Source organism: Paenirhizobium cremeum (assembly GCF_047553425.1).
In the GTDB taxonomy this organism is placed as follows: domain Bacteria; phylum Pseudomonadota; class Alphaproteobacteria; order Rhizobiales; family Rhizobiaceae; genus Allorhizobium; species Allorhizobium cremeum.
This window is the reverse complement of the sequence record NZ_CP180217.1, coordinates 1,775,946-1,796,065: the sequence shown is the minus strand read 5'-3', so window position 1 is coordinate 1,796,065 and position 20,120 is coordinate 1,775,946. Positions and strand designations below refer to the sequence as shown.

Here is a 20,120-nt window from a genome sequence, read left to right as displayed (position 1 = left end):
GTCTCTCCCTGTAAAAATCCTGGGAAACAGGAAATCGACGGGGGACATGATGCGTAAAATGCTTATCGCGGCTTCGGCCTTTCTTTCCCTGCAATTCGCTCCGGTTCTGGCGGAAGCCGGCATGCTCACGGCGAGAATCAATATTTCGACGCAAACAATGACCGTTTCGCAGAACGGTTTCGTGAAATATCGCTGGAAGGTCTCCACGGCGCGCAAGGGCTATGTCACGCCGGTCGGCAGCTACAGCGCCAAATGGGCGTCGAAGAATCATCGTTCGCGCAAATACGACAATGCGCCGATGCCGTTCGCGATCTTCTTCAAGGGCGGGTATGCGGTTCACGCCACCTACGACCTGAAGCGGCTCGGCTCGCCGGCGTCCCACGGCTGCATACGCCTGCATCCGGACAATGCGGCGCGCTTCTTCTCGATGGCGACGGCGAATGGCCTCAGCAATACGCGCATCGTCATTACCCGGTAAGGCCGGGCAGCGCGCCATTACTTGAATCGTTTGATGGTCGAAGGCCGGCTGCGATCAGTCGTTGCCGGCTGCATAGCGCAGGCGATTGAGATCGGGAACGACCACATGACGATTGTTCTCGATGACGATGATGCCGTCCTTGCGCAGCTTGGTCATCTGGCGGCTGACCGTCTCGATGGTAAGGCCCAGGAAGTCGGCGATGTCGGCGCGCGACAGCGGCAGGTCGAAGGTCGATGCGTTGCCGCTTTCGGGATCGATGTGGGTGGCGATCAGATAGAGGAAGCTCGCGACCTTCTCCTGGGCGGTCTTGCGGCCGAGGGTCAGCATCCAGTCGCGCGCCTCGTCCAGCTCCTTCAGCGACTGCACGTGCAGCTTGCGTTCGAGATCTGGCGCTTCGCCGACCATGCGGTCGATCAAGGGACGCGGGAAGGTGCAGATTTCCGTGTCGGTCGCAGCTTCCGCGGTGATGGTGCTTTCGCCGAGGAAGGGACGACCGAGGAAATCGGGGGCGAATTGCAGGCCGACGATCTGCTGACGGCCGTCTGCCATCATCTTCGACAGCTTGACCACGCCGTTCAGGATGTTGCTGTAGCTCGAGACACGCTCGCCCTGGCCGATAACTTCCTCGCCCGCCTCAATTTTGCGCCGGGTTGAGTGCTTGTTGAGTTCGGAAAGCTGCGCGGTGCTCAAGGCGGCACAGACCCCTCCGTGACGTGCTTCGCAGGCTCGGCAGACCATGGGGGCCTCGCATTCGCCTGTCGTTCTTTTAAGTACGTCCATTTCCAGCAGATCCTGTGCTGCGCCAAAACCCCGGCCGTCGGCGCAGGTTCACCACGCAGCAGCCTGCCCGAAGGCCAGCGAGTTCTAGTTGAACTCTTGTCGTTAATCTACCAGCAAATTGATCGAAGTCAAAGGCAGGGACTGCGACCGAGCGTATCAGGGAAGGGTCCCGATCCTGTCCAAAATGCGGATAAATTCATGCAAACTTCCCTTCTGGCCAAGTATTCCGGCGCTGTTCCCCGCTATACGAGCTATCCCACGGCGCCCCATTTCAACGAAAGTATCGACTGCGGCAAATATGCGCAGTGGCTTGGCGAACTCGGGTCAGGGCAGGATCTGTCGCTATATCTCCATATTCCCTATTGCGACCGGTTGTGCTGGTTCTGTGCCTGTCACACCAAGCATACCCTGAAATACGAGCCGATCGCGACCTATCTTGCGTCGCTGAAGCGCGAGATCGCCAGGGTCGGCGGCCTCGTCAGCCGCGAAGCCAAGGTTTCGGCGGTCCATTTCGGCGGGGGCTCGCCGACCATGGTCGCGCCCGAGGATATGGTCGACCTCATGAAGGCTCTGCGCGATGCCTTTGCCTTCGGTGACAATGTCGAAATCAGCGTCGAGATGGACCCGAACGACCTCGATGAGCCCCGCTACGATGCGCTCGCCGCCATCGGCATGACGCGCGCCAGCCTCGGCGTGCAGGATTTCAATCCCAAGGTGCAAAAGACCATCAACCGTATCCAGACCTTCGAGCAGACGAAATCGGTGGTCGATGCCGTCAGGGCGAGGGGCGTTCATTCCGTCAATTGCGATATTCTCTACGGACTGCCCTATCAGACGATCGGGACGCTCGAAACGACGGTGGGCGACATCATTTCGCTTTCCCCGGACCGGATCGCGCTGTTCGGCTATGCGCATGTGCCGTGGATGAAGAAGCACCAGACGATGATTCCCGAAGATGCGTTACCGGATGTCGAGGAGCGTTTCCGGCAGATGACGAGGGCGGCGGACATGCTGATCGAGGCCGGTTACGAGCCGATCGGCATCGACCACTTCGCCCGGCCCGACGACAGGCTCGCGGTCGCAGCGCGCGCCGGAAAGCTCCACCGCAACTTTCAGGGCTATACCGACGACGCGGCGGAGGCCCTGATCGGGCTTGGCGCATCCTCGATCGGACAGCTCCCGCAGGGCTATGTGCAGAACATGCCGGCGACGGGAGAATACGAGCGGCTGGCCGATGCGGACGGGCTCGCCGTGGTGCGCGGGATCGAACTCAGCGAGGACGACCGGCTGCGCGCCCACGTGATCGAGCAGATCATGTGCCGCTTCGGTTTCTCGTTCGATACCGTCAGGGCGCTCTTTCCCCGGACCGGCGAAGCGGTGATCGCCGAGGCGCGGGCGTTCTGCGCCGGCAACAGCGACGGTATCTGCGAGATCGCCGGCGACGATTTCCGACTCACGGAGGCGGGGAAGCCCTTTGCCCGCAGCGTTGCGGCGGTGTTCGACAGCTATCTCGCCAACGGCAAGGGCCGCCACTCCATCGCTGTTTGAGTTGAGCAACACCTTGCGTGCAAATTTCGCGATTGGTGAAACTTGCCATTGGCTTTTAGAATGGTTTTCCCTATGTGGAACACAGATTTTCGACATATGAGGTAAATGGCGTGACCGCTACATTCGACAAAGTTGCCGACATCATCGCTGAGACGAGCGAAATCGACCGCGAAACGATTACGCCGGAAAGCCATACGATCGACGACCTCGGCATCGACAGCCTCGATTTCCTCGACATCGTTTTCGCGATCGACAAGGAATTCGGCATCAAGATCCCGCTTGAGCAGTGGACGCAGGAAGTCAACGAAGGCAAGGTTTCCACCGAAGAGTATTTCGTGCTGAAGAACCTCTGTGCCAAGATCGACGAACTGAGGGCAGCCAAGGGCTGATCCGCCTTGGCGCATCGGTCCGAAAATCGGATTCGATTTTCGGAGAGTTAGATGCGCAAAATCAAGATGTTAGAGCGTTGTTTGCGCGTCCTTATGGACGTGCGACGCTCTAGGGCGGAGGTTTCCGATGCTGCTTGAATATTTCCAGATGATCGACAAGGTCGAGGCGGTGGACCTCGGCCTTTCCCTGCTTAAGGCAAGGTCGGTCGTGCCGCAGTCGAGCCCCGTTTTCGAAGGGCACTTTCCCGGCATGCCGCTCGTTCCCGGCGTTCTCCTGATCGAAACCATGGCGCAGGCGTCGGGCATGCTGCTTCTCGCGGTCAAGGACTTTTCCGCCATGCCCTTCCTGATGTCGGTCGACGGCGCCAAGATGCGCACCTTCGTCGAACCGGGCGCGGTGCTTGACATCGAGGCGCAGTTGGAACACGACGGCTCCGGCTTTGCGGTGACCAAGGCGAAGATTTCGTCCGAGGGCAAGAAGGTCTGCGACGCGCAGCTCAAGCTCAGGACCATGCCGTTCAGCGAAGTGCCGCTTGCCGACATCGTGCGCAAGCGTGCCACCGAAATCGGCCTCATTGAGGCCATTGCCGCCGCCCGATAGTGCATTTCCGGGTGGCCGGTCGTTTTTGATGGATGCGGGCCGGCTGTATGCCGCCGCCCGCTGCGCCGGACCCGATCCGGCGAGAGGATTGAAGATGGTCAAGAAACCGAATGACGTGGTGATTACCGGGATCGGCATCGTCACGTGCCATGGAACCGGCAAGGAGCCTCATATCGCGCTGCTTTCGGCAGCCGGCGCCCCGGCTCCCGTCGTCGAGACGGAGAAGTTCAAGCCGTATCCGGTTCACCCCATGCCCGAGATCGACTGGTCGCAGCAGATTGCCAAGCGGGGCGATCAGCGCCAGATGGAGAACTGGCAGCGGCTCGGCGTCTATGCGGCGGGTCTCGCGCTCGACGATGCCGGCCTGAAGGACAATGCCGAGGCGTGCTCGACCATGGACATGATCGTTGCGGCCGGTGGCGGCGAGCGCGATATCAACGTCGATACGCTGATCGTCGACGAAGGGCTTAAGCGCAACGATCGCGCCCAACTGGTCAACGAAAAGCTCACCACCGAGCTGCGCCCGACGCTTTTCCTCGCGCAGCTTTCCAACCTGATGGCCGGGAACATCTCTATCGTTCACAAGGTCACCGGTTCCTCGCGCACCTTCATGGGCGAGGAAGCCGCCGGCATTTCCGCCGTCGAGACGGCGTTTGCCCGCATCCAGGCCGGTCAGTCGACCCATACGCTCGTCGGCGGTGCATTCATTGCCGACCGCGACGACATTTTCCTGCTGGTCGAAGGCATCCAGGCGCATGCCACCGGTGAGTGGCGGCCGCTCTGGCAGCGCCAGCCAGGTCACGGCGGCGGCATGGTGCTCGGCACCGTCGGCGCATTCCTGATGCTTGAGTCGCGCGCTCATGCGGAAGCGCGCGGCGCCCATATCTATGCCTCGATCGACGCCATCGAGGGCGACCGCGGCCGGCGCGAGGATGGCGGGCTCGAAAAGCGCATGAAGCGCATGGCGTCGTCCGTCGCCGCAGGCGCCGGAGAGGGTACGCTCGTCCTTTCGGGCGCGAGCGGCATGGTCGATCTTTCCGGCCGGGAAAAGACGGTTCTGCAAGAAGCCTTTCCGGGAGCCGCGCTACGCGGTTTCGGCGGTGTGACCGGTCACGCGCTTGAAGCGCAGTTTCCGCTCGGCCTCGCTCTTGCCGCCCTTGCACTCGATACAAAAGCGGTTGTGCCGTCGTTCGATGAGAAGAATGAGGGCGTCATGGCAAAACCGGCGACGGATGCCGTGGTGACGACGGTCGGATATGTGCGCGGCGAAGGCATGGCGCATCTTTCGGCCGAAGCGTGAGGAGATAGGATCATGACGGAATCGCGTTTCAAGGACCATCTCGGCCGCCCGATCATCGCCGTAACGGGCATGGGCGTCATCACCTCGCTCGGGCAGGGGCTCGCCGACAACTGGGAAAAGCTGACCGGCGGCGTCTCCGGCATCCACAAGATCTCGCGTTTCCCCACCGAGGGCCTGAATACCCGCATCAGCGGCACCGTGGATTTCATCGAGCTTCCGGCCGTCAACGCCGTCGAGCGCTCCTATGCCATGGCGCGCGAAACGACCATCGAGGCGCTGGCCCAGGCGGGTCTTTCCGGTGATTTCGACGGTCCTCTCTTCCTTGCCGCCCCGCCGGTCGAGCCGGAGTGGGACGACCGTTTCAATCTCGCGGAACGCACGCCGCCTGAAGACAATCAGGGCCACGCCTATCATCGCCTTCTGGCGGCCATGCGCGCCAAGGCCGATCCGGTCTTCCTCGAAGCCGTGCAGTTCGGTTCCATTTCCGAACGGCTTGCCGACCGCTTCGGTACGCGCGGGTTGCCGGTGACGCTTTCGACCGCGTGTGCTTCGGGAGCTACGGCAATCCAGCTTGGCGTCGAGGCTATCCGCCAGGGCCGGACGGAACGGGCGCTGACGGTTGCGACCGATGGTTCGGTCGGCGCGGAAGCCCTGATCCGCTTCGCGTTGCTCTCGGCTCTCTCCACCCAGAACGATCCGCCGGAAAAGGCATCGAAGCCGTTCAGCAAGGACCGCGACGGTTTCGTTATCGCCGAAGGTGCAGCGACGCTGGTGCTGGAATCCCTTGAAGCAGCTGTCGCTCGTGGCGCCAAGGTGCTCGGCATCATGAAGGGTTGCGGCGAGAAGGCCGACCATTTCCACCGCACGCGCTCCTCGCCGGACGGCGGACCGGCTATTGCCACGATCCGGGCGGCTCTCGAGGATGCGGGTCTTTCGGAAGAGGCGGTGGGTTATATCAATGCCCACGGCACGTCGACGCCGGAAAACGACAAGATGGAATACGGCGCGATGCTCTCCGTCTTCGGCGAGCGGCTGAAGGACCGGATTCCGGTTTCGTCCAACAAGTCGATGATCGGTCACACGCTGACGGCCGCAGGCGCGGTCGAGGCCGTGTTCTCGATCCAGACCATGCTGACGGGAACGCTTCCGCCGACCATCAACTACGTCAATCCCGATCCGACGATCGTTCTCGACGTGGTGCCGAACGTGAAGCGGTCGGCCGATGTTTCGGTCGTGCTGTCGAACTCCTTCGGCTTCGGCGGGCAGAACGCCAGCCTTGTCATGACGCGTGAACCGGCTTAAGCGACGGATCATCGTCCCGTTACCAGATAAGAACGCCCTTAGGGCGCGAGGATAGACCTTATGCGCGCACTCCAGCTCGTTGAAGACCGCAAGCTTGAAATCGTGGATCTGCCGGAACCGGAAGCGCCGGGCCCGGGCGAGGTGACGTTGCGCGTCAAGGCCGTCGCGCTCAACCATATCGACGTCTGGGGCTGGCGCGGCATGGCCTTTGCCAAACGCAAGATGCCGCTGACCATCGGCGCGGAGGCAGCCGGCGTGGTCGAGGCGATCGGCCCGGGCGTTTCCAACGTTCTGCCGGGTCAGCTCGTGTCCGTCTATGGCGCGCGCGTCTGCGGTCTCTGCAAGCCCTGCCGCGAAGGTCGCGACAACCTTTGCGAACATGTCGGCGGCGTGCATGGTTTCCACCTCGACGGCTTCGCGCAGGAAAAGATGAACATTCCGGCTCGCCAGCTCGTGCCGGCGCCTCCGGGCATCGATGCGGTTGCCGCAGCCCTTGCCCCGGTCACCTTCGGCACCGTCGAGCACATGCTGTTCGACAACGCCAAGCTTGAACCCGGCGAGACCATTCTGGTGCATGCCGGAGGCTCGGGCATCGGCACGGCCGCCATCCAGCTCGCCAAGAAGATCGGCTGCACCGTCATCACCACCGTCGGCTCGGACGACAAGATCGAGCGGGCCAAGGCGCTTGGCGCCGATCACGTCATCAACTACCGCACCGACCGCTTCGAAGGCGCCGTGCGCAAGCTGACCAAGAAGAAGGGCGTCGACGTCGTGTTTGAGCATGTCGGCAAGGATACCTGGGCGGGCTCCATGCTCTGCCTCAAGCGCGGCGGGCGTCTCGTCACCTGCGGCTCGACCTCCGGCGTTTCGACCGACATGAACCTGATGATGCTGTTCCAGCAGCAGTTGAAGCTGCTCGGCTCCTTCGGCTGCCGCATGGAAAACATGGCGAACGCCATGCAGAAGATGGCGCGCGGCATCGTGCATCCGGTCATCGACACGGAAGTCGGCCTCGAGGACATCGACCGTGCGCTCGTCCGTATGGAAGGACGGCAGGTATTCGGCAAGATCGTCCTCAAGATGGACTGACCTTTGAGGCCGCTCATCACCAAGATCGTTCTGGCGTTTCGCCGCTTTCCGCAATGGCTGGTGGCGAAGCTGGTGCTTGTCTTACTGCAGGTGCTGAAACTCCTGCCCGCCGATGCGGCGATCAATGCTGCCGACCGGGTGGTCCGTTTCATCGGGCCGAAGACATCGCGTCACAAGCTGATGCTCACCAATCTCCGCAATGCCTTTCCGGAAAAGAGCGCGGCCGAGATCGACAGGATCGCGACCGACGCCTGGGGGCATATGGGCCGGCAGCTTGCGGAATATGTCTTTCTCGATGAGCTTTTCGATTTCGATCCCGAACGCCAGGGCGAGGGCCGTGTGGAGGTTTCAGGCGTTCCGATTTTCATCGACCTCCTGGAAAATCCGCGTCCGTTTATCGTCTTCACCGGCCATACCGGCAATTTCGAGATGCTGCCGGTGGCCGGCGCCGCCTTCGGCCTCTATGTGACGGTGCTGTTCCGCCCGCCGAACAACCCCTATATCGCCGACATGGTCTTCGACTTCCGGCGCGCTCGCATGGGCAATCTCGTTCCCTCTCATGCCGGCTCTTCGTTCCAGCTTGCCCGCCAGCTCGAAGCGGGTGCCGGCGTTGGCATCCTGGTCGACCAGAAATTCAAGAAGGGGCAGCCGACGACCTTCTTCGGCCGTGACGTCCGAACCAATCCATTGCTCGCCAAACTTGTGCGGCAATTCGGTTGCGAGGTCTATCCGGCCCGCTGCATCCGCCTGCCGAACAACCGCTACCGGCTGGAAATCGAGCCGAAGGTCGAGCTTCCGCGTGACAAGGACGGCCGTATCGACGTGCAGGCCACCGCCCAGTATCTCAACGACAAGGTCGAATCCTGGGTGCGGGAATATCCGGAGCAATGGCTCTGGTATCACGACCGCTGGAATATCAAGAAGAATCTTTAGCCTAAATCAGCAGCTTGCCGCCCGCATCCGCCTTTGCAACGCAATCGCATTTGTCGCGAATGCGCGACTGTAACGTTGCAAACGCGTTTTCAATCCGGGTTCTTCTTGCTTGGTCGCCGTCGGACAGAGGGCAATACCTGAAAGTTAAGTAGTTGAATGTGAGATACATTCATGTTAACTCGCTCGAAAGAAAATGAGACCTTTGGTTGTATTTCATGAGCATCGCTGCCGGCCCGGCGGTGCAGTTAAGGAGTGGTGCAAGTTGACTGCAAACGACTCCCGTCAGGATGATCTGCTGCCGCTGTTCGAGGCGGTTTCCATGAAGAGCGTACAGCTTCAGCAGGCAATCCGTGTCGGCGACGATCATCTTGTGCGCCTGCTCGACCGGGAACTCGACCCGTTGATTTCCGCCGTCGTGAACTACCGGGCGGCGGACATGAGGGAGATCCAGCTTCAGTTGCGCTTTGTCGGCAACCTGATCCGCGAAGATGCGGACGACCGGTCCTGTGTGCTCAGGCATGCCGCGACCCTTTCTGTCCTGCTCGACAGGTATTTCGGTTCCGAGGCGATGGCGGGCGGCGATGTCCCGGCGGTTGCACCGAGACCGCTGGAGGCGGACGGGGACGATCTTCTCAACGAGTCCATCCTGAACAATCTGCCGGATCGCGTCGCGGTGGTGACGCTCGATTACCGCTATCTCTATGCCAATCCCGCCCATGCGAACTTTTTGGGGCGCACGCCGCTCGAGCTTGTCGGCCGCAGGATCTTCGATTTTCTCGGCGATGCGGACGGAGCCGGCGCCATCGAGCGAAATCTCGACCGGTGCTTCGCGGGCGAGCAGGTCGATCATACCTATCTTCGCCGGGACGAGGGCAGGCGCGGCCTGCTGCGCTACCGGTTGACGCCGCTGCGAACGCCGCGCGACGAGGTGGTCGGGGCGGTGATGATGCTGACCGACGGCGTGGGAGCGGCCGGGGAAATCGCCGCCTGAGAACGTCCGAAGACCGGACGGGCTGGCGGAGACCCTCGGTTCCGGATCAGTTGCGGCCGGGGACGATCGCGTCGTCCTGGAACTGCAGCAGCAGGTATTCCCGCTCGAAGGCGATGTGGCGTCGCATGCCTTCGAAAAAGCCGCGCAGCATATAGCCGACGGCCTCCATGTTGACGGGCAGGCCGGAGCCGAGTTTCAACAGCGCGTCCGTCAGTTCCTCGGCAAAACACTCATCCTCGAAATGCTCGAATTTCAGGCGGTCCAGCGTGTCGTGCATGCGCGGGGCCTGGGAGGCGGTCGCCTCCAGCCAGGGATAGAGAACGGTCTCTTCGTAGTGATGCACGCCCTTTATCAGCGGACCAAGCGCCTTGGCGGCGTAGATGCATTTCTGCCGGTTGATGCTGGCCGGAAGCGAATCGGCGATCTCCTCAAGTTCGGTGCAGAGCGCGAGTTGCTCCTCATGCGCCTTGCGGAGCCAGGCAAGGCTACGTTGATCCTCCGTCAGCACGTTGACCGGCGGGAAGGGGCCTTTTCCGTTGACCGGATCGTTCTTTGGCGTTTTTGCGTGCATGGTCCGCTTTCTCCGGCGCGTCGATACGTCGCGTATGCAGTTGCTTCGTGTTCCAGCCGTCCCCTTTCGCCCCGCTGCAAGGGATCTGGCGCTCTTCCCCTGTCGAGCGCGATGCAACCGGGCGATGATGCGACTTTTCCCAAAAGAGCTTCCCCTTGCATTGATTTGGATCAAGGTGTCTTCTCGTCTTGAATGCGAATTCTGCACACGACGCAGGAGGAATCTGCTCGCAAGAGACGAGACGATCCCTGTGAATGATCAGCAAGCCGTTGGGGGATTCCAACAATGAATTACACGTTAGAAACAATGGTGATGGCGGTCCTCGCCTTCGCCGCGCTGCTCGGGGCGGCTTTCGCCTATGACAGCCTGTTCGCGACCCATATGTGGGTTGCGTTCTTCGTGCTCACTGCCGGCACGATCGTCATGCTGCGACGGATGCAGTTCGCACCCGTAAGCGCCAAGACTGCCGCCCAGATCAAGTCCGAGTATTTTGACGAAGTCGTCAAGTACGGCGTCGTCGCCACGGTGTTCTGGGGCGTGGTCGGCTTCCTCGTCGGCGTCGTGGTTGCCCTCCAGCTGGCATACCCGGACCTGAACATCGAACCGTGGTTTAATTTTGGCCGCATGCGTCCGCTGCATACGTCCGCGGTCATTTTCGCCTTCGGTGGCAACGCGCTGATCGCGACGTCCTTCTATGTGGTACAGCGCACCTCGCGCCAGCGGCTGTTCGGCGGCTCGCTCGGCTGGTTCGTGTTCTGGGGCTACAACCTCTTCATCGTGATGGCCGCAACGGGCTATCTGCTGGGCATTACCGAGGGACGCGAGTATGCTGAGCCGGAATGGTATGTCGATCTCTGGCTGACCGTTGTCTGGGTCGCCTATCTGATCGCCTTCATCGGCACGATCTTCACCCGCAAGGAATCGCACATCTACGTTGCGAACTGGTTCTACCTGTCCTTCATCGTCACCATCGCGATGCTGCACATCGTCAACAACCTGTCGATGCCGGTCTCGTTCCTGGGTTACAAGAGCTACTCGCTCTTCTCGGGCGTACAGGACGCGCTGACCCAGTGGTGGTACGGCCACAACGCCGTGGGCTTCTTCCTCACCGCGGGCTTCCTCGGCATGATGTACTATTTCGTGCCCAAGCAGTCGGGTCGTCCGGTCTATTCCTACCGCCTGTCGATCATCCACTTCTGGGCGCTGATCTTCATGTATATCTGGGCAGGCCCGCACCATCTGCACTATACGGCGCTGCCTGACTGGGCCCAGACGCTCGGCATGGTCTTCTCCATCATGCTGTGGATGCCCTCGTGGGGTGGCATGATTAACGGCCTGATGACGCTTTCGGGCGCATGGGACAAGATCCGTACTGATCCGATCATCCGCATGATGGTTATCGCCATCGCCTTCTACGGCATGTCGACCTTCGAAGGACCGATGATGTCGATCAAGGCCGTCAACTCGCTCAGCCACTACACCGACTGGACCATCGGTCACGTCCATTCCGGCGCTCTCGGCTGGGTCGGCATGATTACCTTCGGCGCCGTCTACTACCTGACGCCCAAGCTGTGGAACCGCAACCGTCTCTACTCGCTGCGTCTCGTCAACTGGCATTTCTGGCTCGCAACTCTCGGCATCGTCATCTACGCCGCCGTTCTGTGGGTTGCCGGTATCCAGCAGGGCCTGATGTGGCGCGAATACGACAATCAGGGCTTCCTGGTCTATTCGTTCGCAGAAACGGTCGCAGCCATGTTCCCGTACTACGTCCTGCGCGCCGTTGGCGGTGGCCTGTACCTCCTGGGTGGTCTCGTCATGGCCTATAACGTGCTGATGACGATCCTCGGTTACGAACGTCAGGAAGCTCCGATCCCGGGCTCCACCGTTCCCGCCGCCGTCCAGCCGGCTGAATAAGAAGGAAGGCTTTCATGTCCATTCTTGATAAACACGCAATCCTCGAGAAGAACACGAGCCTTCTGTTCCTCGGTTCCCTGCTGGTCGTCACCATCGGCGGCATCGTGGAAATCGCTCCGCTGTTCTATCTCGAGAACACCATCGAGAAGGTCGAGGGAATGCGGCCTTACTCGCCGCTGGAACTCGCAGGCCGCAACATCTACGTCCGTGAAGGCTGCTACGTCTGTCACAGCCAGATGATCCGGCCCTTCCGCGACGAGGTGGAGCGCTACGGCCATTACTCGCTCGCCGCGGAATCGATGTACGATCATCCGTTCCAGTGGGGCTCGAAGCGGACGGGTCCCGATCTCGCCCGCGTCGGCGACCGCTACTCGAACGAGTGGCACGTGCAGCACCTGACGGAACCGCGTGACGTGGTCCCGGAATCGATCATGCCGAGCTATGCGTTCCTGAAGACGACGCCGCTCAAGGTCACCGACGTTTCGATGGACCTCAAGGCCAACAGGACCGTCGGTGTGCCGTACACCGACGAAATGATCGAGAACGGTGCTGCGGATCTTGCCGCCCAGGCCGATCCGAACGCGGATACGACGGCATTGCTCGCCCGCTATCCGAAGGCCAAGGTCGGCGACTTCGATGGCAATCCGGCACAGCTCACCGAGATGGATGCGCTGGTTGCCTACCTCCAGATGCTCGGTACGCTCGTCGACTTCTCGACCTACGACGACGCGACCGGTTACCGCTGAGGAGGGGCACATGGAAACCTATACGGCCATGCGCCACTTCGCAGACAGCTGGGGCCTGCTGGGCATGACGTTGTTCTTCGTGGGCGTCGTCGTGTTCACCTTCCGGCCCGGCGGAAAGAAACCGGCCGACGAAGCGGCAAGCATCCCTCTCAAGGAGGACTAAGAGATGGCACAAAAACATATTGACGAAATCAGTGGCGTCGAAACCACTGGCCACGAGTGGGATGGCATCCGCGAACTGAACAACCCGATGCCGCGCTGGTGGGTTTATACCTTCTACGCCACCATCCTGTGGGCGATCGGCTATACGATCGCCTATCCGGCCTGGCCGCTCCTGAAGGAAAACACCAAGGGCATGCTCGGCTTTTCCAGCCGCGCACAGGTGGCTGCGGAACTCAGCGATGCCAAGGCCGCCCAGGCGGTCTTCGTCGAGAAGATTGCAGCCCTCCCGCTCGCCGAGATCGTTGCCGATCCGGAACTTGCCCAGTTCGCGACGGCCGGCGGTGCTGCTGCCTTCAAGGTCAACTGCACGCCCTGCCACGGTTCGGGCGCTGCCGGCGGCATCGGCTATCCGAACCTCAACGACGACGACTGGCTGTGGGGCGGGGATCTCGACTCGCTCTACACCACCATCGCCCATGGTATCCGCTATGAAAGCGATCCGGAGACCCGCGTTTCGGAAATGCCGGCTTTCGCCGACGTTATCGAGCCCGAGCAGGTCAAGCAGGTGGCGGCCTATGTCGTAAGTCTGACTGGTACGCCCTCGGATGCTTCCCTGGTCGAGCCCGGCAAGCAGGTCTTCGCTGACAACTGCGCTTCGTGCCATGGCGAAGACGCCAAGGGCGGCCGCGACTTCGGTGCGCCGAATCTCGCGGACGCGATCTGGTTGAAGGTCAATGGCGAGGCCGAAATCGCACAGCAGATCGCCAATCCGAAGCATGGCGTCATGCCGGCCTGGAGCGCCCGCCTCGGCGACGCCACGGTTAAGGAACTGACGGTCTACGTCCACTCGCTGGGTGGCGGCGAATAAATCCCGGAAGCTGTGGCGGAGGCGGGCAATTCCGCACCGCCGCAGCCTCTGCCATCTTGTCCAGGGGACCACGTCTATCGAACCACGCCCACCGGGGCGTGGTTTTTTGTCGCTGGCCATCGGGGCGGCTCGTGATCTTGTCTGTAAAACGTCAATTTCTGCTATGATTTCGGAAGCAGGCGCCTCTTGACATAGTGTTTTTCATATGAATTGCGACGCTTCGCCGCTGCTTGATATAAGTCAAGGCGAGTTATCATGCCAAATGGGAGAAGAAACACTAAACAACGAGGTCTCCGATGAATCTGCATGCTGACAAGGGAAAGGCGGGCGAGCCCGCGGAAGTCGAACGCCTGGAAGCCGAGGCGGTGATGTCGGCCAAGACGCGCCGGCCTCTCTATGAAGCGCGCAAGAAGATCTTCCCGAAGAGGGCGGAGGGGCGTTTCCGCCAGTTCAAGTGGCTGGTGATGTTCGTCACTCTCGGTATTTATTATCTCACCCCGTGGCTGCGCTGGGACCGCGGTGAATTCGCTCCCGACCAGGCGGTGCTGATCGACCTCGCGCATCGTCGTTTCTACTTCTTCTTCATCGAGATCTGGCCGCAGGAATTCTTCTTCGTCGCCGGCTTGCTGGTCATGGCGGGGTTCGGGCTCTTTCTCGTCACCTCGGCGGTCGGCCGCGCCTGGTGCGGTTATACCTGTCCCCAGACGGTCTGGGTCGACCTGTTCCTGGTGGTGGAGCGGGCCATCGAAGGGGATCGAAACGCTCGCATGAAGCTCGAGAACGCGCCCTGGACCTTCGACAAGATCTGGAAGCGCATTTCGAAGCATGCGATCTGGATCGCGATCGGCGTTGCCACCGGCGGTGCCTGGATCTTCTATTTCGCCGATGCGCCGACGCTTCTCATGGACGTCGTGACCGGGGAGGCCCAGCCGGTCGCCTATATGACCGTCGCCATCCTGACCGCCACGACCTATCTGTTCGGCGGCCTGATGCGCGAGCAGGTCTGCATCTACATGTGTCCCTGGCCGCGTATCCAGGCGGCGATGCTCGACGAGAATTCGCTGGTCGTCACCTATAACGACTGGCGGGGCGAGCCTCGTTCTCGGCATGCCAAGAAGGCTGCTGCGGCAGGCGAGATCGTCGGCGATTGCGTCGATTGCAATGCCTGCGTCGCCGTCTGTCCCATGGGCATCGACATTCGCGACGGGCAGCAGCTCGAATGTATCACCTGCGCGCTCTGCATCGACGCCTGCGACGGCGTCATGGACAAGATCGGCAAGCCACGCGGGCTCATCGCCTATGCGACGCTCGACGAGTATCAGTCGAACATGGCGATGGCGACGGCCAACGGCACGACTTCGATCAACCCGCTCAACGTTCGCAAGCCCGACGGCTCCTTCAGCGACAAGGTCCGGCATTTCAACTGGCGGATCATCTTCAGGGCACGCACGCTGCTCTACATGGGCGTCTGGTCGGCCGTCGGGATCGGTCTTCTCGTTGCGCTGCTCAGTCGCGACCGGCTGGAGCTCAACGTGCTGCATGACCGCAATCCGCAGTATGTTCTCGAGTCCAACGGCTCGATCCGTAACGGATATACGCTTCGCATCTTGAACATGATCCCCGAGCCTCGCAATATCGTGGTATCGCTCGAGGGGTTGCCTGACGCCACCATGAAGGTCAACGGCGTGTCGGCCGAGGAGGTTCGTTCCTTCTCCGTCTCCGTCGAGCCGGACGAGGCCACCACGCTCAAGGTGTTCGTCACGCTGCCGGGCGATCAGGTGGCGTGGGAATCCGAGCACTTCCGCTTCACCGTCAAGGATGCGGCCGGAGGTGAGGAAAATTCATACAAGGCCGTCTTCATCGGGCCCGGAGTGAAGAAGAGATGACTGTCGCAGGCAACGAGAAGACCGGTTTCGTTTTCACCGGCTGGCATATGTTCGCCATTCTGGTAGCGTTCTTTGGAACCATCATCACGGTCAACATGACGATGGCTTACTATGCTTCATCGACATGGAGCGGTCTGGTGGTGCAGAATACCTACATCGCCAGCCAGGAGTTCAACGGCAAGGCAGCGGCGATCCGCGACATGCTCGCGACCGGTATCAAGAGCAAGCTTGAGGTCAAGGCCGGCAGGATCGCCTATACGCTGACGCTTCCGGGCGACCAGCCGGTGATCGCCGATGAGGTCACGGCGCATTTCAAGCGCCCGGTCGGCGAGAAGCAGGACTTCACGGTGACGCTCGTTCCGGCCGGAAACGGTCTCTACGTCGCGGACCATGAGGTCGCCCACGGCCATTGGATCGTCGAGATGAAGGCCGTCAAGGATGGCAGGCTCGTCATGCACGAGGCCAACCGCATCGCGGTCATTGGAGAACAGAAATGAGCTGCTGCGCAGCCGGCACCGAAGGGGCGCTCGAAATCGAACGGGCAGGGCATGCCCTGCCGAGTTCGGAGGAATTGCGGCTTTCCAGCCGGGACCTGGGTGATGGTCTGCATCAGGTCGATCTGAGCGTGCCGGCGGTGCATTGCGGCACCTGCATCACGACGATCGAGGGCGTGCTCAAGGCGCTTCCCGAAGTGCAGAGGGCGCGCGTCAATCTCTCGACGAAACGTGTCTCGGTCGTGTGGAAGGACGAGGTGGAGGGGCAGCCCACCGACCCCGTCAGCATCGCTCGCGCCATCGCCTCGACCGGTTACGAGTCCCATCTTTTCACCTCGGCCGAGGTCGCCTCCGACGCGTTGCGCAACCAGTTGATCCGCGCTGTTGCCGTATCGGGATTTGCGGCCGCCAATATCATGCTGCTGTCGGTCTCCGTATGGTCCGGAGCGGACGCAGCCACCCGCGACATGTTCCACTGGATTTCGGCAATGATCGCCGCGCCGGCGCTGATCTATGCCGGTCGGTTCTTCTATCAGTCGGCCTGGAACGCCATCCGGCACGGGCGCACCAACATGGATGTGCCGATCGCCATCGGCATCACGCTTTCCTATTTCATCTCGCTTTGGGAGACGATCAATCACGGCGAACACGCCTGGTTCGACGCAACGGCATCGCTTCTCTTCTTCCTGCTGATCGGCCGCACGCTGGATCACATGATGCGCGACCGGGCGCGGTCCGCCATCAGCGGCCTGGCACGGCTCAGCCCGCGCGGCGCCATGGTGGTTGCCGAAGACGGTTCGCGCGACTACCGGGCGCTGGAGGAGATCCGGGTGGGCGACAGGGTAGCCGTTTCGCCCGGTGAGCGCGTGCCCGTGGACGGCATCATCCTGTCCGGCGCCAGCGACATGGACGTTTCGATCGTCAACGGCGAAAGTGCGCCGCAGCAGGTGACGACGGGCGACGTCGTGCAGGCCGGTACGCTCAGCCTCACCGGCTCCCTGGTAATCCAGGCGACGGCGACGGCGAAGAACTCCTTCCTGGCGGAAGTCATCAACCTGATGGAAGCCGCCGAAGGGGGCAGGGCGCGTTATCGCCGCATCGCCGACCGCGCCGCACAGTTCTATTCGCCTGCCGTGCACCTGACCGCCTTCGTCACCTTCCTTTCCTGGGGCTTTTATGACGGCGACTGGAAGCATGCGCTGCTGGTGGCTGTTGCGGTTCTCATCATTACCTGCCCCTGCGCGCTCGGCCTTGCCGTGCCGGTGGTGCAGGTCGTTGCCGCGGGACGCCTGTTCAAATCGGGGGTCATGGTCAAGGACGGTTCCGCCATGGAACGGCTGGCCGAGATCGATACGATCGCCTTCGACAAGACGGGGACGTTGACGCTCGGCAAGCCGCGGCTGATCGATGCGACCGGGATCGACGGCAATGCCTTTGCCATCGCCGCAGGGCTTGCCGCCCATTCGCGCCATCCGCTTTCCGACGCATTGTGGCGGGCGGCAACCGTTCCGGCGAGGATCTTCGAGACGGTTACGGAAATTCCGGGTGCCGGGGTCGAAACCCGGGCCGCGGAAGGGATCTATCGGCTGGGCAGCCGCAAGTTTGCCTGCGACGGGACTGCCGACGCGTCCGCCGATCACGCTTTCTCGGAGGTGGTGCTGTCGCTCGACGGACGTGAACTTCAAGCCTTCCGTTTCGAGGATACGCTGCGTCCCGGTGCCGAGGCTGCCATCGCGCTCCTGAAGAAACAGGGCTATTCCATCGGCATCCTCTCGGGCGACCGGGCCGCCGTCGTCGGCGCGCTTGCCAAAAGGCTCGGCATCGACAACTGGAAGGCTGAGCTTGCACCGCGCGAAAAGGCGGAATTCTGCGCTTCCGTACAGGCGGATGGCCACAGGCTGCTGATGGTCGGGGATGGCATCAACGATGCGCCGGCGCTCGCCGCCGCCCATGTCTCGATCGCGCCGGCAACGGCCGCCGATGTCGGCCGGCAGGCGGCTGACTTCGTATTCATGCGCCCCGGTCTCGAGGCGGTTGGCTTCTCCATCGAGGCGTCGCGCCGCGCCGGCCGTCTCATACGCGAGAATTTCGCTCTCGCCATCGGCTACAATGTCATCGCCGTTCCGATTGCCATTCTGGGTTATGCGACGCCGCTGATCGCTGCGGTCGCCATGTCCACCTCGTCGATCATCGTCGTTGTCAATGCGCTTCGGCTGAACCGGCTCAACCTGCGCTCCGAGGGAGAGGCATCCCAGCCGGCCGCGGGTTTCCCGGCTCCGAATGCAAGGCTTGCATCATGAACATGCTGATCTACCTGATCCCGATCGCCCTGTTTCTCGGCGGGCTGGGACTGTTCGCCTTCCTCTGGTCGCTGAAGAGCGGCCAGTACGAGGATCTGGAAGGCGCGGCATGGCGTGTGCTCGATGATGCCGACGACCGCCCAGAGAACTGACGGCTCCGTGCCTCCACGCACGAATCTTTTACCGCCGATCGTTCTTGCTCCCGCAATGAAGGAGTGCCAAAACAGGCCGATTTGAATTTCAATCGTTTTGAATCGGAGCAGGAAATGCAGCAGGCGGAAATCGGACTGATCGGGCTTGGCGTCATGGGTTCCAATCTGGCGCTCAACATCGCCGAAAAGGGCAACAGGATCGCCGTCTTCAACCGGACGACCGCGCGCACCGACGAATTTCTCGGTGAAGCCGGTCCGCTTGCAGGCCAGATCGTCGCCTGCCATACGATCGAGGAGTTCGTCGCGGCCATCCGGCCGCCGCGCCCGATCATCATCATGATTAAGGCCGGCGATGCCGTGGACGAGCAGATCGATGCCTTGATGCCCCATCTTTCGGGTGGCGACATCATGATCGACGCCGGTAACGCCAATTTCCGCGATACCATGGCGCGCTTCGAGCGGCTTTCTGGCACGGGGCTCACCTTCATCGGCATGGGTGTTTCCGGCGGTGAGGAGGGTGCGCGTCACGGCCCTTCGATCATGGTCGGCGGCACGCCGGAATCCTATGCGCGCGTCGAGTCGGTACTCACCTCGATTGCCGCGAAATACGAGAACGATCCGTGCTGCGCATGGCTCGGCCCGAATGGCGCCGGCCACTTCGTCAAGACCATCCATAACGGCATCGAATATGCCGACATGCAGATGATCGCCGAGATCTACGGAATCCTGCGCGACGGGCTCGGCAAGGACGCAACCGAGATCGGCTCGATCTTTGGCGGCTGGAACAAGGGCCGGCTCAATTCCTACCTGATCGAGATTACCGAAAAGGTGCTGACGGCTGCAGATCCGGCGACCGGCGCTCCCATGGTTGACGTCATTCTCGACAAGGCCGGCCAGAAGGGCACGGGCAAGTGGTCGGTGATCGAGGCGCAGCAGATGGGCATTCCGGCGACCGCCATTGAAGCGGCGGTCGCTGCCCGCAGCCTTTCCTCGATGAAATCCGAGCGCGAAGCGGCGGAAGCCCTGTTCGGAACGGAAAAGCTTCCCTTTGCGCTTTCCGGCGGCAATCTGGAAAACGACCTGGAGCTTGCGCTCTTCGCCGCGAAGATCGCGGCTTACGCGCAGGGCTTTGCGGTCATGGCCGCCGCCAGCAAGGAGTTCGGCTGGGCGCTGCCCATGCCGACCATCGCGAAGATCTGGCGGGCGGGTTGCATCATCCGCTCGCAGTTCCTCGATGAGATTACCCGCGCTTTCACGGCGATGCCGGATGCCGCCAATCTGATCGTTACGCCGGCCTTCTCGGCCATGGTCAAGGAAAGCCTGCCCTCGCTTCGCCGCGTCGTTGCCGCAGCCGTATCCGCCGGGCTACCGGTTCCCGCGCTCGCCTCGGCGCTCACTTATTTCGACGCCTACCGGCAGTCTCGCGGCACGGCGAACCTTATCCAGGCGCAGCGCGATTTCTTCGGCGCCCACGGTTTCGACCGCACCGACGGCAAGGATATCCATCACGGCCCGTGGGGCAGCGGCGCAGGCGCTGCGTAAGGCAAGCCCAGCGAACAGTCACTGCATGCGAGAACCGGCATCGAGCCGGTTCCCGTTGCGAACAAGGGCGTCCA

Annotated in this window: 20 protein-coding genes; 18 read left to right on the top strand and 2 right to left on the bottom strand. The window is 61.8% G+C overall.

All coding sequences use genetic code 11. The features are described 5' to 3' along the window. The first annotated feature begins 46 nt into the window (after positions 1-46). Positions 47-478, top strand: coding sequence for a L,D-transpeptidase (locus ACLBKR_RS09030; RefSeq protein WP_414901476.1), 432 nt, complete (start codon positions 47-49; stop codon positions 476-478). Positions 479-532: 54 nt separating this feature from the next. On the opposite strand, the gene ACLBKR_RS09025 is transcribed toward ACLBKR_RS09030, so the two are convergent. Further along, on the bottom strand, positions 533-1,258 hold the full coding sequence (locus tag ACLBKR_RS09025; RefSeq protein ID WP_113340260.1) for a Crp/Fnr family transcriptional regulator: 726 nt from the start codon (positions 1,256-1,258) through the stop codon (positions 533-535). A gap of 198 nt (positions 1,259-1,456) precedes the next feature. On the opposite strand from ACLBKR_RS09025, the gene hemN reads away from it, so the two are divergent. The 8 genes from hemN to ACLBKR_RS08985 all read left to right on the top strand — a co-directional run bounded on the left by hemN (position 1,457) and on the right by ACLBKR_RS08985 (position 9,411). After that, complete coding sequence (gene hemN / locus ACLBKR_RS09020; RefSeq protein ID WP_414901473.1) at positions 1,457-2,806, top strand: oxygen-independent coproporphyrinogen III oxidase; 1,350 nt, start codon at positions 1,457-1,459, stop codon at positions 2,804-2,806. 110 nt (positions 2,807-2,916) lie between these two features. Next, the gene (locus ACLBKR_RS09015; RefSeq protein ID WP_003502893.1) at positions 2,917-3,195 is read left to right on the top strand and encodes an acyl carrier protein; all 279 of its coding nucleotides are present in this window, start codon (positions 2,917-2,919) and stop codon (positions 3,193-3,195) included. A 127-nt stretch (positions 3,196-3,322) separates the two neighbouring features. Continuing rightward, positions 3,323-3,796, top strand: a complete 474-nt coding sequence (locus tag ACLBKR_RS09010; protein ID WP_414901470.1) for a 3-hydroxyacyl-ACP dehydratase FabZ family protein — start codon at positions 3,323-3,325, stop codon at positions 3,794-3,796. A 94-nt stretch (positions 3,797-3,890) separates the two neighbouring features. Continuing rightward, positions 3,891-5,096: a beta-ketoacyl-ACP synthase gene (locus ACLBKR_RS09005; RefSeq protein WP_113425068.1), complete on the top strand. Its 1,206-nt coding sequence runs from the start codon at positions 3,891-3,893 to the stop codon at positions 5,094-5,096. Positions 5,097-5,108: 12 nt separating this feature from the next. Beyond that, on the top strand, positions 5,109-6,398 hold the full coding sequence (locus ACLBKR_RS09000) for a beta-ketoacyl-ACP synthase (protein ID WP_113340263.1): 1,290 nt from the start codon (positions 5,109-5,111) through the stop codon (positions 6,396-6,398). 60 nt (positions 6,399-6,458) lie between these two features. Then, complete coding sequence (locus ACLBKR_RS08995) at positions 6,459-7,487, top strand: zinc-binding dehydrogenase (protein ID WP_112831918.1); 1,029 nt, start codon at positions 6,459-6,461, stop codon at positions 7,485-7,487. Positions 7,488-7,490: 3 nt separating this feature from the next. Then, the gene (locus ACLBKR_RS08990; protein ID WP_113340264.1) at positions 7,491-8,420 is read left to right on the top strand and encodes a lipid A biosynthesis lauroyl acyltransferase; all 930 of its coding nucleotides are present in this window, start codon (positions 7,491-7,493) and stop codon (positions 8,418-8,420) included. Between the two features lie 262 nt (positions 8,421-8,682). Further along, on the top strand, positions 8,683-9,411 hold the full coding sequence (locus ACLBKR_RS08985) for a PAS domain-containing protein (protein WP_113424820.1): 729 nt from the start codon (positions 8,683-8,685) through the stop codon (positions 9,409-9,411). Positions 9,412-9,457: 46 nt separating this feature from the next. Here the strand turns inward: ACLBKR_RS08985 and ACLBKR_RS08980 are convergent, their stop codons facing one another. Further along, the gene (locus ACLBKR_RS08980; RefSeq protein WP_113486821.1) at positions 9,458-9,982 is read right to left on the bottom strand and encodes a hemerythrin domain-containing protein; all 525 of its coding nucleotides are present in this window, start codon (positions 9,980-9,982) and stop codon (positions 9,458-9,460) included. A gap of 285 nt (positions 9,983-10,267) precedes the next feature. Here ACLBKR_RS08980 and ccoN point away from each other — a divergent pair, with 285 nt between their 5' ends. From ccoN to gndA, 9 genes are all read left to right on the top strand, one after another. Beyond that, positions 10,268-11,896 (top strand): cytochrome-c oxidase, cbb3-type subunit I, encoded by a 1,629-nt coding sequence (gene ccoN, locus ACLBKR_RS08975; protein WP_112831914.1) that lies wholly within the window; start codon positions 10,268-10,270, stop codon positions 11,894-11,896. A gap of 14 nt (positions 11,897-11,910) precedes the next feature. Next, positions 11,911-12,642, top strand: a complete 732-nt coding sequence (gene ccoO, locus ACLBKR_RS08970) for a cytochrome-c oxidase, cbb3-type subunit II (RefSeq protein WP_112831913.1) — start codon at positions 11,911-11,913, stop codon at positions 12,640-12,642. Between the two features lie 10 nt (positions 12,643-12,652). Further along, positions 12,653-12,805 (top strand): cbb3-type cytochrome c oxidase subunit 3, encoded by a 153-nt coding sequence (locus tag ACLBKR_RS08965; protein WP_112831912.1) that lies wholly within the window; start codon positions 12,653-12,655, stop codon positions 12,803-12,805. A 3-nt stretch (positions 12,806-12,808) separates the two neighbouring features. Then, the gene (gene ccoP, locus ACLBKR_RS08960) at positions 12,809-13,672 is read left to right on the top strand and encodes a cytochrome-c oxidase, cbb3-type subunit III (protein WP_112831911.1); all 864 of its coding nucleotides are present in this window, start codon (positions 12,809-12,811) and stop codon (positions 13,670-13,672) included. Between the two features lie 296 nt (positions 13,673-13,968). After that, on the top strand, positions 13,969-15,558 hold the full coding sequence (gene ccoG / locus ACLBKR_RS08955; protein WP_113448533.1) for a cytochrome c oxidase accessory protein CcoG: 1,590 nt from the start codon (positions 13,969-13,971) through the stop codon (positions 15,556-15,558). Then, positions 15,555-16,055: a FixH family protein gene (locus ACLBKR_RS08950; RefSeq protein ID WP_113448534.1), complete on the top strand. Its 501-nt coding sequence runs from the start codon at positions 15,555-15,557 to the stop codon at positions 16,053-16,055. Before ccoG ends, ACLBKR_RS08950 begins: the two co-directional genes overlap by 4 nt. Next, complete coding sequence (locus ACLBKR_RS08945) at positions 16,052-18,352, top strand: cation-translocating P-type ATPase (protein WP_414901463.1); 2,301 nt, start codon at positions 16,052-16,054, stop codon at positions 18,350-18,352. Before ACLBKR_RS08950 ends, ACLBKR_RS08945 begins: the two co-directional genes overlap by 4 nt. Further along, positions 18,349-18,504 (top strand): cbb3-type cytochrome oxidase assembly protein CcoS, encoded by a 156-nt coding sequence (ccoS, locus tag ACLBKR_RS08940; RefSeq protein WP_112831907.1) that lies wholly within the window; start codon positions 18,349-18,351, stop codon positions 18,502-18,504. The genes ACLBKR_RS08945 and ccoS overlap by 4 nt, the downstream gene beginning before the upstream one ends. Before the next feature lie 114 nt (positions 18,505-18,618). After that, the gene (gndA, locus tag ACLBKR_RS08935) at positions 18,619-20,046 is read left to right on the top strand and encodes an NADP-dependent phosphogluconate dehydrogenase (RefSeq protein WP_113425067.1); all 1,428 of its coding nucleotides are present in this window, start codon (positions 18,619-18,621) and stop codon (positions 20,044-20,046) included. Positions 20,047-20,120 lie beyond the last annotated feature (74 nt).